Origin of the sequence: Rhodoferax sp. U2-2l, from assembly GCF_020594515.1 — a bacterium.
In the GTDB taxonomy this organism is placed as follows: Bacteria; Pseudomonadota; Gammaproteobacteria; order Burkholderiales; family Burkholderiaceae_C; genus Rhodoferax.
Genome location: NZ_JAJCTH010000020.1, coordinates 45649 through 61707, shown reverse-complemented (window position 1 = coordinate 61707; position 16059 = coordinate 45649). Strand labels below are relative to the sequence as shown.

16 protein-coding genes are annotated in these 16059 nt (G+C 61.9%); 8 read left to right on the top strand and 8 right to left on the bottom strand.

The annotated features are described in order from the left end of the window. The first annotated feature begins 227 nt into the window (after nucleotides 1-227). Nucleotides 228-1370, top strand: a complete 1143-nt coding sequence (locus LHU53_RS17145) for a 3-deoxy-7-phosphoheptulonate synthase (RefSeq protein ID WP_227334008.1) — start codon at nucleotides 228-230, stop codon at nucleotides 1368-1370. Between the two features lie 91 nt (nucleotides 1371-1461). Here the strand turns inward: LHU53_RS17145 and mpl are convergent, their stop codons facing one another. Continuing rightward, nucleotides 1462-2919, bottom strand: coding sequence for a UDP-N-acetylmuramate:L-alanyl-gamma-D-glutamyl-meso-diaminopimelate ligase (gene mpl / locus LHU53_RS17140; protein ID WP_227334007.1), 1458 nt, complete (start codon nucleotides 2917-2919; stop codon nucleotides 1462-1464). An 84-nt stretch (nucleotides 2920-3003) separates the two neighbouring features. Here mpl and LHU53_RS17135 point away from each other — a divergent pair, with 84 nt between their 5' ends. The 6 genes from LHU53_RS17135 to LHU53_RS17110 all read left to right on the top strand — a co-directional run bounded on the left by LHU53_RS17135 (nucleotide 3004) and on the right by LHU53_RS17110 (nucleotide 8177). Continuing rightward, the gene (locus tag LHU53_RS17135; RefSeq protein WP_227334006.1) at nucleotides 3004-3597 is read left to right on the top strand and encodes a hypothetical protein; all 594 of its coding nucleotides are present in this window, start codon (nucleotides 3004-3006) and stop codon (nucleotides 3595-3597) included. Next, nucleotides 3594-4142: a TlpA disulfide reductase family protein gene (locus tag LHU53_RS17130; RefSeq protein WP_227334005.1), complete on the top strand. Its 549-nt coding sequence runs from the start codon at nucleotides 3594-3596 to the stop codon at nucleotides 4140-4142. Before LHU53_RS17135 ends, LHU53_RS17130 begins: the two co-directional genes overlap by 4 nt. Before the next feature lie 120 nt (nucleotides 4143-4262). Then, nucleotides 4263-4718: an acetyl-CoA carboxylase biotin carboxyl carrier protein gene (gene accB / locus LHU53_RS17125; protein ID WP_227334004.1), complete on the top strand. Its 456-nt coding sequence runs from the start codon at nucleotides 4263-4265 to the stop codon at nucleotides 4716-4718. A gap of 15 nt (nucleotides 4719-4733) precedes the next feature. After that, nucleotides 4734-6086 (top strand): acetyl-CoA carboxylase biotin carboxylase subunit, encoded by a 1353-nt coding sequence (gene accC, locus LHU53_RS17120; RefSeq protein ID WP_227334003.1) that lies wholly within the window; start codon nucleotides 4734-4736, stop codon nucleotides 6084-6086. 11 nt (nucleotides 6087-6097) lie between these two features. Continuing rightward, nucleotides 6098-6985 carry a 50S ribosomal protein L11 methyltransferase gene (gene prmA / locus LHU53_RS17115; RefSeq protein ID WP_227334002.1) on the top strand — a complete coding sequence of 296 codons (888 nt, stop codon included), beginning with the start codon at nucleotides 6098-6100 and terminating at the stop codon, nucleotides 6983-6985. A gap of 34 nt (nucleotides 6986-7019) precedes the next feature. Further along, complete coding sequence (locus tag LHU53_RS17110; RefSeq protein ID WP_227334001.1) at nucleotides 7020-8177, top strand: zinc-ribbon and DUF3426 domain-containing protein; 1158 nt, start codon at nucleotides 7020-7022, stop codon at nucleotides 8175-8177. A 170-nt stretch (nucleotides 8178-8347) separates the two neighbouring features. Here LHU53_RS17110 and LHU53_RS17105 read toward each other — a convergent pair whose 3' ends face one another. The 6 genes from LHU53_RS17105 to LHU53_RS17085 all read right to left on the bottom strand — a co-directional run bounded on the left by LHU53_RS17105 (nucleotide 8348) and on the right by LHU53_RS17085 (nucleotide 14060). Beyond that, on the bottom strand, nucleotides 8348-8809 hold the full coding sequence (locus LHU53_RS17105) for a histone (protein WP_227334000.1): 462 nt from the start codon (nucleotides 8807-8809) through the stop codon (nucleotides 8348-8350). 446 nt (nucleotides 8810-9255) lie between these two features. Continuing rightward, nucleotides 9256-9864, bottom strand: a complete 609-nt coding sequence (gene ampD, locus LHU53_RS17100) for a 1,6-anhydro-N-acetylmuramyl-L-alanine amidase AmpD (protein ID WP_227333999.1) — start codon at nucleotides 9862-9864, stop codon at nucleotides 9256-9258. Beyond that, nucleotides 9851-11329 (bottom strand): sigma-54 dependent transcriptional regulator, encoded by a 1479-nt coding sequence (locus LHU53_RS17095; protein WP_227333998.1) that lies wholly within the window; start codon nucleotides 11327-11329, stop codon nucleotides 9851-9853. The genes ampD and LHU53_RS17095 overlap by 14 nt, the downstream gene beginning before the upstream one ends. Beyond that, nucleotides 11326-13023: an ATP-binding protein gene (locus LHU53_RS17090; RefSeq protein WP_227334039.1), complete on the bottom strand. Its 1698-nt coding sequence runs from the start codon at nucleotides 13021-13023 to the stop codon at nucleotides 11326-11328. The genes LHU53_RS17095 and LHU53_RS17090 overlap by 4 nt, the downstream gene beginning before the upstream one ends. Nucleotides 13024-13038: 15 nt before the next feature. Continuing rightward, complete coding sequence (locus tag LHU53_RS19755; RefSeq protein ID WP_370632340.1) at nucleotides 13039-13257, bottom strand: PP0621 family protein; 219 nt, start codon at nucleotides 13255-13257, stop codon at nucleotides 13039-13041. Further along, complete coding sequence (locus LHU53_RS17085) at nucleotides 13254-14060, bottom strand: inner membrane protein YpjD (RefSeq protein ID WP_227333997.1); 807 nt, start codon at nucleotides 14058-14060, stop codon at nucleotides 13254-13256. Before LHU53_RS17085 ends, LHU53_RS19755 begins: the two co-directional genes overlap by 4 nt. A gap of 77 nt (nucleotides 14061-14137) precedes the next feature. On the opposite strand from LHU53_RS17085, the gene ffh reads away from it, so the two are divergent. Next, the gene (gene ffh, locus LHU53_RS17080) at nucleotides 14138-15511 is read left to right on the top strand and encodes a signal recognition particle protein (RefSeq protein ID WP_227333996.1); all 1374 of its coding nucleotides are present in this window, start codon (nucleotides 14138-14140) and stop codon (nucleotides 15509-15511) included. 79 nt (nucleotides 15512-15590) lie between these two features. On the opposite strand, the gene LHU53_RS17075 is transcribed toward ffh, so the two are convergent. After that, nucleotides 15591-16016, bottom strand: a complete 426-nt coding sequence (locus LHU53_RS17075) for a hypothetical protein (protein WP_227333995.1) — start codon at nucleotides 16014-16016, stop codon at nucleotides 15591-15593. Nucleotides 16017-16059 lie beyond the last annotated feature (43 nt).

Below are 16059 nucleotides of genomic sequence, written 5' to 3'. Positions count from 1 at the left end.
CGAAATTTGTCAGCTGGTCCCGTCAGTTTGACGTGAAATGACTGTGCTACATTCTCCTTCCATGAATTCCGCGACTTTTTTCTTTGGATACTTTTGGTTCTCAAGCGCCGCTGGCGGTAGAGAGTTCTGAACGTACCCAAGTAAAACGTCCTGATTCCTCCAAACCGCCGGCACCCCCGGCGGTTTTTTTATGTGTTTTTGATGTCCACCCTGCAAGGAAACTGTCCATGAACGCCAAAGCTGTTGCCGCCGTTGATCAAGATGCCTGGAGCCCTTCTTTGAATGCCAATGCCCCTGACCGCACCGGTCAGACCGACAACGAACGCATCAAGGACATCACCGTGCTGCCACCTCCAGAGCATCTGATTCGCTTTTTCCCGATCAAGGGCACACCGGTTGAGTCGATGATTGGCGCCACCCGGCGCAGTATTCACAACATCATGGCGGGCAAGGACGACCGCCTGCTGGTGGTGATTGGCCCGTGCTCCATCCACGACCCTGCCGCCGCCCTGGAGTACGCGCGTCGCCTCAAGGTACAGCGCGACAAGTACGCCGACTCACTGGAAATTGTGATGCGCGTTTACTTTGAGAAGCCGCGCACCACCGTGGGCTGGAAAGGCCTGATCAACGACCCCTACCTGGATGAGAGTTACCGCATCGACGAAGGTCTGCGCATGGCGCGTCAGCTGCTGATCGAAATCAACCGCTTGGGCCTGCCTGCAGGCAGTGAGTTTCTGGATGTGATCTCGCCGCAATACCTGGGCGACTTGATCAGCTGGGGCGCGATTGGCGCACGTACCACCGAGAGCCAGGTGCACCGCGAGCTGGCCTCTGGCCTGTCCGCACCGATTGGCTTCAAGAACGGCACCGACGGCAACATCCGCATTGCCACCGATGCCATCCACGCCGCAGCGGGCGGGCATCACTTTTTGTCGGTGCACAAAAACGGCCAGGTTGCCATCGTCCAGACCAAGGGCAATAAGGACTGCCATGTGATTTTGCGTGGTGGCAAAACCCCCAATTTTGATGCTGCCAGTGTGGCTGCTGCCTGTGCCGAGCTGGACAAGTCCAAGTTGCCGCCCACGTTGATGGTGGATTGCAGCCATGCCAACAGCAGCAAGCAGCACGAAAAGCAGATCGACGTGGCGCGCGACATTGCCGGCCAGTTGGCCGCCGGGTCCAAGCAGGTGTTTGGCGTGATGGTGGAAAGCCACCTCAACGCCGGGGCGCAGAAATTCACCCCCGGCAAAGACAAGACCAGCAAACTGGCTTACGGCCAGAGCATCACCGATGCCTGCCTGGGTTGGGACGATTCGCTGCAGGTGCTGGAGGTGCTGTCGCAAGCGGTGTTGACCCGTCGGGCGCGCTGACAAGGTGTGTACCTGCTTGGGCCTTGGCGGGCCAAGCAGGCGGTCACTGGGCGTTGATGTTCTTGGCGGGTGCCATCCGCAACGGGGGGCGTCAAGAGGTCTGAGTTGCAGCCAAGAGCTTTGGCGGCTCGGCCAGTGACTTGTGTTTCAGTGACTGCAACAACTTGGCGTGAACCCCGCCAAAGCCGCCGTTGCTCATGCAGACGATGTGGTCACCCGGGCGGGCGGCCTGTGTCACGGCGGCAACGAGGGTGTCCAGCTGGTCGCTGACCAGCGCTTTGTCTCCCATCGGCGCCAAGGCGCCCGCGGCGTCCCAGCCCAACCCGGCGCTATGGCAAAAAGACAGGTCGGCGCTCTCCAGGCTCCAGGGCAATAAGGCCTTCATGGTGCCCAGTTTCATGGTGTTGGAGCGTGGTTCAAACACCGCCAGAATCCGTTCGCCCGCTCTCAGCGTGTGGCGCAGGCCGTCCAGTGTGGTGCGGATCGCGGTAGGGTGGTGCGCAAAATCGTCATAAATGGTGACCTTCCCGCTGGCTTCGCCAGGGCCCAGCTTGACCGTACCGCGAACTTCCATGCGACGCTTGACGTTTTCGAAGCTGCCCAGCGCCGCCGCCGCAACGGCTGGCGCCACACCCAGGTGTTCTCCTGCGGCGATGGCGGCCAGCGCGTTGAGCTGGTTGTGAATGCCTGTCAGGCTCCATCGCACCTGCCCCGCAACTTGGCCTTGGTGGTGGACCTCAAAATCATGTGCCGGGCCCACCGCCGTGAAGTCACTCACCGCGGCGCCAAAGCTGCGCACCTCGCTCCAGCAGCCTTGGTGCAACACGCGGGCCAGGCTTTCTTCCAGCCCGTTGACCACGATACGGCCGCTGCCATGGGGCCCGCTGCCAGGGACGGTGCGCACCAGATGATGGAATTGGCGCTCAATAGCGGCCAGATCATCAAAGATGTCGGCATGGTCAAACTCCAGGTTGTTCAAGATGGCCGTGCGTGGCCGGTAATGCACAAACTTGCTGCGTTTGTCAAAAAACGCGGTGTCGTACTCGTCGGCCTCGATCACAAAGGCTTTGCCTTGCCCCAGCCGGGCCGAGATGCCAAAGTTCAGCGGCACCCCGCCCACCAGAAAACCGGGCTGCAGACCCGCGCATTCCAGAATCCAGCTGGTCATGGCGGTGGTGGTGGTCTTGCCGTGGGTGCCTGCCACAGCGACCACATGGCGGCCCTGCAAGAGGTGTTCACTGAGCCATTGCGGGCCGCTGGTGTAGGGTAAACCAGCGTCCAGAATGGCTTCCATCAACGGAAATTTGGCGCTGCCGTCGGGCAAGCGCGAGCGGCTGATCACATTGCCAACGACAAACATATCGGGTTTCAGGCTCAACTGGTCGGCGCTAAAGCCTTCCATCAGGTCAATGCCCAAGGCGCGAAGCTGGTCGCTCATCGGCGGGTAAACCCCGGCGTCGCAACCCGTGACCTTGTGACCCGCCTCGCGTGCCAACGCGGCCAACCCGCCCATGAAAGTGCCGCAAATACCCAGAATATGAATGTGCATCGCTCGATTTTAGAGAGCCCGTTTGGCGCAGCAGGTGGCCCCACGCCCCGGCGTCAGGCTGAATAGGGGCAAAATCCGCGCACGATGACTGATTTACAGCTTGAAATTGCCGCACAGGCCGCCCGCTGGGTGGTGGATGAAGGGCTGGAGTACGGTCCGGCCAAACGCCGGGCGGTCAAGGCCCTCGGTTTGCCCGGGCGTACACCGCTGCCCGGCAACGACGTGGTCGAAGATGCCGTGCGCGATTACATTGCGGTGTTTTGCGCCGACACCCAACCCCGGGAACTGCTCGCGCTACGGCAATTGGCCTTGGTCTGGATGGAACGGCTGCAGGCGTTTCGCCCGTATTTGGGCGGGGCGGTGTGGCATGGCACGGCCACCCGCTTGTCGGATATTTATCTGCAACTCTTTTGTGATGACAGCAAATCTGCCGAGATCGCGTTGATTGACAAAAAGGTGAGTTACGTGCCGCGCAGCGTGACGGGTTTGCATGGCGAGACTGTGGACGCCTTGAGTGTTCATGCGTTTTGTCCGGATTTAGACGAGGAGGTGGGTGTGCATTTGATGATTTACGACCGGGATGATGTGCGTGGCGCACTGCTGCCCGATGCCCGCGGGCGTGTGCCGCGTGGTGACATCCGCGCGTTGCGCGCTCTCCTGGATGAGGCGCGGGCATGAGCGCGCCGCTGGCCGGTGGCTCGCGCCGTACCTGGCTGGCGGCGACCGGGCTGGCGCTGGTCGCTGGCGGCGCGGCTTACACCTTGCGCCGCACCGGGGCAGGTGAGGGTGAGCTTGGGCCGGTTGAGGCGGCATTCTGGCAGCAGACGTTCAGCCAGACCGATGGCAGTCTGCTGCGCATGATGGCTTTCCAGGGCAAGCCGCTGCTGGTGAATTTCTGGGCCACCTGGTGTCCGCCTTGTGTGGAAGAATTGCCGTTATTGAGCGCCTTTTTTACCAATCACCAGGCCAAAAGCTGGCAAGTGTTGGGTTTGGCGGTTGATCAACCCAGTGCTGTGAAGCGTTTTCAGGCGCAAAATCGCCTGTCTTTTCCGGTGGCTTTGGCCGGTTTTGAGGGGACGGACCTCAGCCGTTCACTCGGCAATACCAGCGGCGGATTGCCTTTTACCGTGGTTTTTGGTGCAGCCGGCCAGGTTCGACAACGTAAAATCGGCCGCGTGTTGCCCAGTGACCTGGCGGCGTGGGTCCGGTTGGAGCAGGTTTAGCGGTTTGATTTTTAGCTGTAAAATGCCGCGTTTTGGGTTGATTTGAAAGCTATTTGCTATCAATTAATAGAAATTCAAGCGATCTCGACCCGATTTTCCTCACTGTTCGTTGGAGATCTTATGGACCTTAGAAAACTCAAAACCCTGATCGATCTGGTCTCGGAGTCAAATGTCTCGGAGCTGGAAATCACAGAAGCCGAGGGCAAGGTACGGATTGTCAAAGGTGGCGGTGCCATGGTTCCCCAGTATGTTCAATCGGTGCCACCTGCGGCTACCAACCCTGCGCCGTCTCCCGCCGTGGCGGTAGCGGAAGCCGCCGAACCCGCGGTGGCGGTCGAGACGGGTCATGTCACCAAGTCGCCCATGGTGGGCACCTTCTACCGTTCGGCCACGCCGGGCGCCAAATCGTTTGTAGAAATGGGCGATGCGGTCAAGGAGGGTGACACGTTGTGCATCATCGAGGCGATGAAAATTCTCAATGAGATTGAAGCCGACAAAACCGGCATCATCAAGCGTATCCTGGCGGAAAACGGTCAAGCGGTCGAGTACGGCCAGCCGTTGTTCATCATCGAATGACGCTGGGCGCTACCCATGTTTAAAAAAATCCTGATCGCCAACCGTGGCGAAATTGCCCTGCGCATCCAGCGCGCCTGTCGCGAGATGGGCATCAAGGCCGTCATGGTCTATTCAGAGGCGGATCGCGACGCCAAATACGTCAAGCTGGCCGAAGAAGCGGTGTGTATTGGACCGGCCCAGTCCGGCCTGAGTTATCTGAACATGCCCGCCATCATCTCGGCGGCAGAAGTGACCGATGCCGAGGCGATTCACCCGGGTTACGGTTTTTTGAGCGAAAACGCGGACTTTGCCGAGCGGGTTGAGCGCAGCGGTTTCCAGTTCATTGGCCCCACGCCAGAGTCGATCCGCATCATGGGCGACAAGGTGTCGGCCAAGCAGGCCATGATTAAGGCCGGTGTGCCGTGTGTGCCCGGTTCCGAAGGCGAATTGCCCGATGACCCGGTGCAGATCAAACGCATTGCCAAGACCATTGGTTACCCGGTGATCATCAAGGCTGCCGGTGGTGGTGGCGGGCGCGGCATGCGTGTGGTGCACACCGAGGCGGCGTTGATCAATGCGGTGGCCATGACCAAGAACGAAGCCGGTGCGGCCTTCAACAATGCAGCGGTCTACATGGAGAAATACCTGCAGAACCCGCGCCATATCGAAATTCAGATCATCGCGGACAAGTACAAAAACGCGGTGTACCTGGGCGAGCGGGACTGCTCCATGCAGCGGCGCCACCAGAAGGTGATTGAAGAAGCGCCTGCGCCGGGTATTCCGCGCAAGATCATCGAGCGTATTGGTGATCGCTGTGTGGCGGCGTGCAAGCGCATCGGTTACCGGGGTGCGGGTACCTTTGAGTTCCTGTACGAAGACGGCGAGTTTTACTTCATCGAGATGAACACCCGCGTGCAGGTGGAACATCCGGTGACCGAAATGACCACCGGCGTGGACATTGTCCGCACACAGATCATGGTGGCGGCAGGTGAAAAACTGCCGTTCACGCAGCGGCAGATCCAGATCCGCGGCCACGCCATCGAGTGTCGGCTGAACGCGGAAGACTCCTACAAGTTCATCCCGTCACCCGGGCGCATCACCATGTGGCACCCGCCGGGCGGTCCTGGCATCCGGGTGGACTCCCATGTGTACACCAACTATTTTGTGCCGCCCAATTACGACTCGATGATCGGCAAGCTCATCGCCCACGGGGATACCCGCGAACAGGCGCTGGCCCGCATGCGCACCGCGCTGGGTGAAACGGTGGTGGAGGGCATCAACACCAACATCGCGTTGCACCGCGAGCTGATGATCGACGCCAAGTTTATGGAGGGCGGCACCAACATCCATTACCTGGAAGGCTGGCTGGCCGATCACGCCCGCAAGTGAGGGCCAGCAGCATGTTTGAACTGCGATTGATGTGCCCGGAAGACCGGGTCGAGCCCCTGAGTGACGCGCTGGATGCGCTGGACGCCTTGAGCGTCAGTGTGGAAGACGCGGACGCCCAGACCGATGCCGAGCAGGCGCTGTTTGGCGAACCCGGCATGCCGCCGCCCAAGGATGGCTGGCAGCGTTCCCGCGTGCTGGCTTTGTTCCCGGACCAGGCGCTGGCGCAAAGTGCTTTGCAGTTGTTGCAGGCGCAAGACTTCTTTGATGGCTGCGAGGTGCTGGGTGTGATGGAGGTGCCGGAGCAGGATTGGGTCCGCCTGACGCAGTCGCAATTCGCCCCGGTGGAGATCACGCCTGATTTCTGGATTGTGCCGACCTGGCATGAGCCCCCGGCCCAGGCCCGTGTGGTGATCCGGCTAGACCCCGGTCTGGCGTTTGGTACCGGCACCCACCCCACCACCCGCATGTGTTTGCGCTGGATTGCCCGCCACGAAGGCAGTGCGGCCTTGTCGCGTGTGCTGGACTACGGCTGCGGGTCTGGCATTCTGGCCGTGGGGGCTGCCAAATTGGGCGCATCAAGCATTGATGCGGTGGACATCGACCTGGCGGCCATTCAGAGCACCGAGCTCAATGCGCAGGCCAACCAGGTGCAACTGCACGCGGGTCTGCCAGAGCTGGCATCGGGCACTTATCAGACGGTGCTGGCGAACATTCTGGCCACGCCCTTGAAAGTGCTGGCACCCTTGTTGTGGTCGCGCGTGGCCGAGGGCGGTCATTTGGTGCTGGCGGGTATTCTGGAGCGCCAGGCCGACGAGCTCAAGGCGGCTTACGCATCCTATTGCGCGTTGCAGGTCGCGGATCAGGAAGACGGCTGGATCTTGATGACGGCCAGGCGTTGAAGCGGCTAGACTCAGCGGCCGCCCCCTTCCGTTTATGAGTCTCCTGACACGCTGCCCCGCCTGCACGACCCTGTACAAGGTTGTGCCCGATCAATTGCGCATTTCGCAAGGGTGGGTCAAGTGCGGGCAATGTGGTGAAATTTTTGACGCGTCGCAGCACTTGCTGGAAGCCTCCACCGAGCCCGAAGAACTGGTGGTTGGTCCGGCGGTCGAACCCTCATCAGAGCCAGCTGACAGCCCTGTCGCTGATGACTTGACACCCCCCGCTTCGCTCGATCAGGGCTCTGAATCCAGGCAGGACACTCTTGCAGAGCCAGAGCCAGAGCCAGAGCCAGAGCCAGAGCCAGAGCCAGAGCCAGAGCCAGAGCCAGAGCCAGAGCCAGAGCCAGAGCCCGTCGTCGATCTGGCTGGCGCGTCGGGCACCGGTGCGCAAACGCTGGCGGCGACGGCAGAGCCCCCTGCCAGCCATGACCGTGCCGATTTCTCTCCGCCACAATGGGAGCCACTGAACCTCAATGCGGCCGCACCTGGCGACATCGGATCAGAGTCGCCCGCTAAGCTGGAACAGGCCCCACAGCCCCAACCAGAAACAACGGTTGATCCGGAACGCGCGCCAGCCATCGATCCGGTGCAGCCAAACACGCTTGACACCCCGGTCACCGCCACCGAGTCGCTGTCGTTCATGCGGGACGCGGCAAGCGTCTCCACCAAGCGGCGCCGCAGCACCCAGGTGATGCTGGGGGGACTGGCGGTCTTGCTGACGGCGGGGATGGCCAGCCAGTGGGTGTACCAGGAACGTGACCGGCTGGCCGCGGCACGACCGCAGTGGAAACCCGCGCTGGAAAGAATGTGCCTTGTTTTGCGCTGTGCGGTGGCGCCGTTGCAGCAAATCGAGTCCATTGCCATCGATTCCGCCGGGTTCGTCAACGTGGGTCCGGATCACTATCGCCTGAGCTTTGTGCTCAAAAATGCAGCGTATCTGCCGCTGGCGGTGCCCAGCATTGAGCTGACCCTGACCGATGTGCAGGACGGTGTGGTGCTCAGACGGGTGTTGTCACCACAGGCGTTGGCGGCGGCGTCTGATCAACTGGCCGCCTATGCCGAGTGGCCGGTGTCGGTCCATGTGCGCCTCACCGGCGAGCTGCCTGCATCGACCGTCGTGGGCTACCGGGTGCTGGCCTTTTATCCCTGATGCCACCTCCGTCGCCATCTCCATCCGATAGGTTGCTGCCACCCCCTGTGGTGCCACAGCACGGTCTGCGGCTGCGCGCCAAATGCCATATCGATCTGAAAATGGGATGACAGGCATAAAAAAACCCACTGCGGGTAGCAGTGGGCTGGCGGCACAGCCGGTGACCGGAATCAGGGTTTTTTGCCGGTAGGAAAAGGCCACGCTGCCTGCGGGTTGAGTTTGGTTTTGGATGCCGGTGCGACTTTGGGCGCAGCAGCTGGGGTGGCAGGTGCGGCGGCTTTTTTGGCCGCAGCCGTTTTGGTTGCCGGGGCAGCTGCCGTCTTGGCCGCAGCGGCCTTTTTGGCAGGCGCGGCAGCTTTTTTCGCGGGGGCAGGTGCCACCGCTACTTTCGCCGGTGCGGCAGCCTTCTTTGCTGCAGCCTTCTTGGCCGGCACCGGTGTTGGGGCGGGTGCAGCGGCTACCGGCTTCTTGGCTGGCGCAGCGGCAGCCTTCACAGGTGCGGCCGCCTTTTTGGCAGGCGTTACAACCTTGGCCGGGCTGGCTTTTTTGGCCGCGGGAGCAGCTGTTTTGGCCTCAGCGGCCTGGGGGGCGGGAGCCGCTTTCTTCGCGGCGGTTTTTTTTGCAGTTGCCATCATCTCTCCTTGGTCTGGCTACTAAAAGCACGGGATGTCAATGATTTGACATCCAGCGATCCAGGCTGTTGGGGCAGCCCCAGCGCCGTGAATGGGAACACACAAGTCCGCCGCAAAAAACGTTGGGGCATCGGGTTTGTGAAATCGGGGGTGTCACGGGTCATGCTGTTCAGCGGATGGCAGCAGCGCAGGGGTGGCTGACGACGTGTGATTCAGACAACCGCTTGACCGACAGGCCGTTTGGCAAGCGCGCAAGAGGGGAAAAGCTGGCGGGGGGTGTGACGTCTTGGTGCCGGGGCAGCATAGTTTTTTCCAATCCGGGGATTATGAGAGTTCGCATCCAAAATGGAAAGGTATTCCGGCGCCCTGATGATGATGACGTGACCAATGTTGCGCCGCTGCCGCAGCGTTGCGCTGCCTGAGGCGACATGCACGCGCTGACCCGATCAACTGCGTACCGCCGCTGGCAACTGGCGGGCATCGAGCGCCAGTGACCGCTGCAACCGCTGCCAGTCAAACCCGGCACCAGGGTCGCGCTTGCGGCCCGGCGCAATGTGTTCGTGACCGGCCAGATGGGCGATGGGGTAGCGCTGCAAAACGCTGGCGCACAAGGCGCTCAGGGTGGCGTATTGGGCGGGCTCGAACAGGTCGCCTTCGAGGCCTTCGAGTTCGATGCCGATGCTGTCGTCGTTGCAGTTGCTGCGCCCGCGGTAGCTCGATGCCCCGGCGTGCCAGGCACGTGCGTCGCAGCTGACAAACTGCAGCAGTTCGCCACCGCGACGGATGTAGAAATGGGACGACACGGTGAGGCCTTGGATGCCCTGGAAATACGGGTGCGCCTGCCAGTCCAGCTGGTTGGTGAACAGCTGCTGTACTTCGTTGCCGCCGTAACGGCCCGGGGGCAGGCTGATGGAATGCAGCACCAGCAGATCAATGTGATGCGGTGTGGGGCGCGGGCCAAAGTTGGGCGACGGCACATGGGCTGCAAACCGGTACCAGCCGTCTTGCCACAAGGCGCCCTCGGGCAGGGCATCTTGCGCTTCAGATGAGCTCATCCGCACTCTCGTCGGCGTTGGGGGCGTCAATTTTCAAACGGGCCATGCGGTAGCGCAGCTGGCGCAGAGTCAGTCCCAGACGCGCGGCAGCGGCCGTGCGATTGAACTGGGTGGCACGCAGGGCCTGCAGCAACAGCGAGCGCTCCAGCTGGTCCAGCTGCGCCTGCAAGTCATGGGCTACCGGCTCCGGGTTGGCCGGGCTGGATGGCTGTGGCGCATCGAACTCGGGTGCATCCAGCGTGGAGTCGTTCACCGCCAGGCCCGTGTTGACAGGGCGGTCTAGCTGCAGGCTGTGCCCGTCGCCCAGTGCCACGGCGCGGTACAGCAGGTTTTCGAGTTCGCGCACATTGCCGGGCAGCGGCAGTTGCGCCAGTTCTTTCAACACCTCGTTGGGCAGCGTTGGGACGGGTGTGTCTGACTCCTGCGCAATACGGGTCAGCAGGGCCTGGCACAACGCGGGCAAGTCTTGCGGGCGCTCGCGCAGTGGCGCAATCACCAAGTCAATCACATTGAGCCGAAAGAACAGGTCTTGCCGGAAATGGCCGTGTTGCACTTCCTGGGCCAGATTTTTGTGGGTCGCGCTGACGATGCGCACGTCCACCACTTCTTCCTGGTTGGACCCCAGCGGGCGAATGCGGCGCTCCTGGATGGCGCGCAGCAGCTTGGATTGCATCGGCAGCGGCAGGTCGCCGATCTCGTCCAGAAACAGCGTGCCGCCACGTGCCGCCTGAAAAAAACCCTCGCGGTCTTGGGTGGCGCCGGTGTAAGCGCCTTTGCGGGCACCAAAAAACTCGGATTCCAGCAGCGTCTCGGGAATAGCGCCGCAGTTCACGGCCACCCATGGGCCCTTGACCCGGTGGCTGTTGGCATGGATGGCGTAGGCCACCAGTTCCTTGCCGGTGCCAGATTCACCGGTCACCATGACGGGCGCCATGCTGGTGGCCACTTTGAGGATGCGCGCCTTGATTTGCTGCATGCATTCAGAATTACCGATCAGGCGGTCCAGCGCACGCTGGCCCAAGGCCCCCGCCACCACACCTTGTGCGCGTTTGATCTGCAAGGCGCTGTCATCGTGAGGCGTCTCGGCCACGCTGCGCAAGGCTGACGCCACCACGGCGCGAAACTGTTTCAGGTCGACCGGTTTGGTCAGGTAGTCAAAGGCACCGGCCTTGAGCGCCTCGACCGCGTTCTGGGCCGAGCCATAGGCGGTGATGACAATGCTGCGTTCCCCGCGGCCCTGGGCTTTGATGTCGGTGATGAGGGACATGCCCAGACCATCGGGCAGGCGCATGTCGGTGATCATCACATCAAAGCTGTTGGCTTCCAGCAGCGAGCGGGCCTGCTGCAGGTTTTCGGCGGTGTCGACCCGGTGACCTTCGCGCAGCAGGGTCAGCTCATACAGCGTGCGCAGGTCGGGCTCGTCGTCCACCACCAAAATCCGGGCGTGGCTGGCAGTGGCGTTCATGGTGTGGTCGGGTGGTCTGGCGCAAGCCTGAAAAATACACTGAATTCGTTGCCTGACACAAGTTGCTGTGCGAGCCATCGGTCGCTGCGGTCATACGAAATGGTGGCACCGTGACTTTCGCACAACTCGCGGCAAATATACAACCCCAGCCCGCTGGAGCGGCTCTCGGATGAAAAAAAGGGCTCGAACAAATGCTGCTCCACCGAGGGGTCCAGCGCGGCGCCATCGCTCCACACCCGCAGCGTTGCGCCGGGCGTTGACTGGCTTTCATCTGACGCGTCGATGCTGACCTGGATGCTGCCGGGCCGATCACTGGCAAAGCGGCGGGCGTTGTCCAGCAGGTTGACCAGGATGCGGCGCAAATGCTCGCCATCGAACCAGACGGTGAGTCGGGTCTGTGGCCGACTCAAGCGCATGTCACTGCCCGCACCGTGCTGGTTGATCCAGTCGCGGCAGGTGCGGTCGGTGCTCTCACCCAGGTCCAGGGGGCGCGCCAATTCGTCCGAGCCCCCATCGCCCGCGTGCGTCAGGTGCAACACGTCCTTGACGATATTTTCCAGGCGCAGCGCGTTCTGTCCGACCATGTGGGCCAGCCGCTGCTGCGCCGGATCGCTCAGGTCTTCGGTCAGCAGGGCGTTGGCCTGGGTGATGGCGGCCAGCGGGTTGCGAATCTCATGCGCCACGGCGGCAGACATGCGGCCCATGCCGGCCAGTTTCTCAGAACGGATACGGGCCTGAATCTCACGCTGGTCCTGCAAAAACACCACGCACAGGCCCAGCGTATCGCCGCGTTGTGAGCCGGTCAGCTGGGTGCGTGCACGCAGTTGACGGGCGCTGCTGCCAGCGAGGTCGATGGTGATGTCGGCCTGTTGCGGCGTTTGGCTGGCGAAGCTGGCGTCAATCAACGCCATCAGGGCTTGGCAGCCACGCCGCTCCCGCAGGTTGATCTCTACCAACTGCGTTGGTGTATTGAGCAGCAGGCAGGCCGCCGGGTTGGTGGAGCGCACCGTGCCCGCCCCATCCACCACCAGCACACCATCGGTCAGCGACTTGATCACCAGCTCATTCACCCGGCGCTGCTCGTTGGCGGCCAGCTGGTTGCGCTGGGCCCGTAATTCCATGCTGGCCAGGCGTGTGGCCAATTGGCTGCCCAGGAATGAGATGGCAAAACAACCTGCGCCCGTCAGGGCTGCCTGCAAAAAATTGGCAGTGACATCGCCCGTGTGCCGCGTCAGCAGCCAGCCAGCGTGGGCAAACATCAGCAGGGTGATGCTGGCCGCGGTGGCCATCGCCAGCAGCAGGGACCCCAGCACGCTGACCATCAGCACCGGCAGCGCAAACAAGGGGGTGTAATCAATGGCGCCACCTTGAATCACTTGCAGCGTGGCAAAGGCCAGCACATCCACCCCCACGGTGCGCAGCCACGGCGAATCAAAGCTTTGCCGCAGCCGCTGCGGCTGACTGGTCAGGCGCACCGTCAACGCAATGGCAAAGTAGGTCAGGCAAATCAGCAGGGGGGTGCCACCTTGCTGCGGCACCAAGGCGAAAATGCCGCCTTGAAAAATCGATAGCACCAGCCCCAATGTGACCCGAGCTGTCATGAACCCCAGCCACAGGCGTTCAAACTCCAGCGGGTGGTCACCAACGTCAGGGGTGGGCTCGCCGGACAGCGAAGAAGGCCAGATGGAGCTCACTGGCAAACAGACAACTCAGGATTCAGATGGGTGCCGGTGGTCGGCGCAGCAGTAGCTGCCGTGAGGACCCGTGATCGCATCTTTGGCCGGAAGATGCACCCCGCATTGGCTGCAACGCACCATCTCTTGCGGTTGGGCGGCCGGGGTTGATCGGTTGACCTCCCCCTGACCGCGACGATTTTTCCAGAGCCACACACCAGCCAAGACCACGGCCAGTATCAGCAGGGCTTTCACAGGGTGTGCCCCATCATGACCTCAAGTACAAAGCGCGAACCCGCATAACCCAGCAGCAACAGGCCCGAGCCGACATACAACATCCGCACCGCTTGCCGACCGCGCCAGCCAAAACGTGCGCGACCCATCAGCAGCACACCAAAGGTCAGCCAGGACAGCACGGAGAAAATGGTTTTGTGGTCCCATTTGATGGGGTGCGAGGTGCCATAAAGATGGGTGCCGAAGAAGAATCCGGCGATCAGCGTGGCCGACAGCAGCACGAACCCCACATCGACAAAGCGGAATGTCAGGCGCTCCATGGTCAGCAGCGGCATACCGGTGAAGCCGTCGGCCGCACTGCGAATACGCGCTTCGGCCCGGGTCATCATCCAGGCGTGCACCACCGCCACCGCAAACAGGCCGTACGACGCAATGCCCAGCGCCCAGTGCAGCGGCAGCCAGGCCGACAGTTTGGGGCTCAGGGCTTCGCCCGGGAAAATCAGCGTCAGCAGCACGGCAGCGGCGCCCAGACCGCCCAGCCCCCAAGGCGTCTTCAGTTGCGGGAACACAAAGCTCTCAATGGCGTACACCAGCCCCACCAGCCAGGCGGTGATGGACAGCGCTGGCGCAAAACCGAACAGCGGTTGCGCCCCGCCCCACAACCCCCAGGCCAGCAGACAACCGTGCAAAGTCCAGGCGAGCCACACCGCCACCCTGGAGAGCGTCTGGCTGACGCGTGACGCCCCCGTGGCCGACACCGCATAGGCAGCAGCAGCTGCCAGCGACAGCGTCAATGTCAGAGGAGAAGCACTGGGTAAAATCATGGCTACAGTTTAGCGTTTTGTCACCGGCCATTGTCCCATGGCTACAACACAGGTTCCGCTTGTCGGACACATCCCACATGGCTTCAGCTCTTACCGACAAACTTTCCCGCCTGGTCAAGGAAATCCGCGGTCAGGCCCGCATCACCGAGACCAACGTGGCCGACATGCTGCGCGAAGTGCGCATGGCCTTGCTGGAGGCCGACGTGGCGCTGCCGGTGGTGCGCGACTTCATTGCCCGCGTCAAAGAGAAAGCGCTGGGCCAGGACGTGCTGGGCTCGCTGACCCCGGGTCAGGCGCTGGTGAGCATTGTCAACAAAGAGCTGTCCGCCACCATGGGCGACGGTGTGGCCGACATCAACCTGGCGGCCCAGCCGCCCGCCGTGATTTTGATGGCGGGCTTGCAGGGCGCCGGTAAAACCACCACCACCGCCAAACTGGCCAAACACCTGATGGAGCGTCGCGGCAAGAAGGTGCTGACGGTGTCGGGCGACGTGTACCGCCCGGCGGCCATCGAGCAGCTCAAGACGGTGACCAAACAGGCCGGGGCCGAGTGGTTCCCCAGCACCCCCGACCAAAAGCCGGTGGACATTGCCCTGGCGGCGCTCGATTACGCCAAAAAACATTACTTTGACGTGTTGCTGGTCGACACCGCAGGCCGCCTGGCGATTGACGATGTGCTGATGCGCGAAATCAAGGACCTGCACGCCGCCATCCACCCGGTGGAGACGCTGTTTGTCGTTGACGCCATGCAGGGCCAGGACGCGGTCAACACGGCCAAGGCTTTCAAGGAAGCGCTGCCGCTCACCGGCATCATCCTGACCAAACTCGACGGTGATTCACGCGGCGGTGCGGCGCTCTCGGTGCGGCAGATCACGGGTGCGCCGATCAAGTTCGCCGGCACCAGCGAAAAACTCGACGGCCTGGAAGTGTTTGACGCTGAACGTCACGCCGGCCGCGTGCTGGGCATGGGTGACATTCTGGCGCTGGTGGAGCAGGTCACCGCGGGTGTCGACATGGCCAGCGCGCAGAAGCTGGCGGCCAAAGTCAAGAGCGGTGCCACTTTCGATTTGAATGACTTTTTGAGCCAGATCCAGCAGATGCGCCAGATGGGCGGTTTGAGCAGCCTGATGGACAAGCTGCCCACCGCCATGGCGGCCAAGGCCGGGCAGGTCGACATGGGCCGGGTTGAAAAAGACATCAAACGCAAGGAAGGCATCATCCACAGCATGACGCCGCTGGAGCGCCGCAAGCCGGAGTTGATCAAAGCCACCCGCAAGCGCCGCATCGCCATGGGCGCGGGCGTTCAGGTGCAGGAAGTCAACCGCATGCTCAAGGAGTTTGAGCAGATGCAGGACATGATGAAGAAGATGAAGGGCGGCGGCATGATGAAAATGATGAAGCGCCTGGGCGGTATGAAAGGTATGGGCGGCATGCCCAAGATGCCGTTCTGACCCGCCGCAGTATCAAATCGCCCGCTGGACGATTGACTGGCGTTAGGGTCTGCAGTCCTTGGCCCAAATAGGCTGGGCGCTATTTGTTTTCAGTGGCTGCAGCAGCTGTCGCCGTCGTATCTGCAGCAGTTGTAGCAGTGGCAGCAGGCTCTGTGGCTTCAGCCGCTTCAGCGGGTTGCTGAAAAATCTCGTGGAAGTGCTGGGACCCCAGGTACCCCACTGCGATCCAGAGTGCCGCCACCACCGCCCAGATGATATTTGACACCCGTTTGCTGGGGCCCCGGCTCATCGCCTTCTGCATGCGGATCATCGGGCTCACCGGGGTGTCGTCCGGCGGTGCGTCCACCTTGTTGGCATCGATGATCTTGTTGGTCTGTACCCGGCTGATGGCAATGATCTGCTCCATCACTTCCCGCACTTCACGGGTTTGCGGGGTGTGCAGCAGCCTTTGCGCTTGCTGGTTGATGGCTTTGAACGCTGCGAATTGCGATTCCGATAGGCTCATGGGGTGGCTCCGGGTGAAAAATTTGGTGCCATTTTCGAGGTGA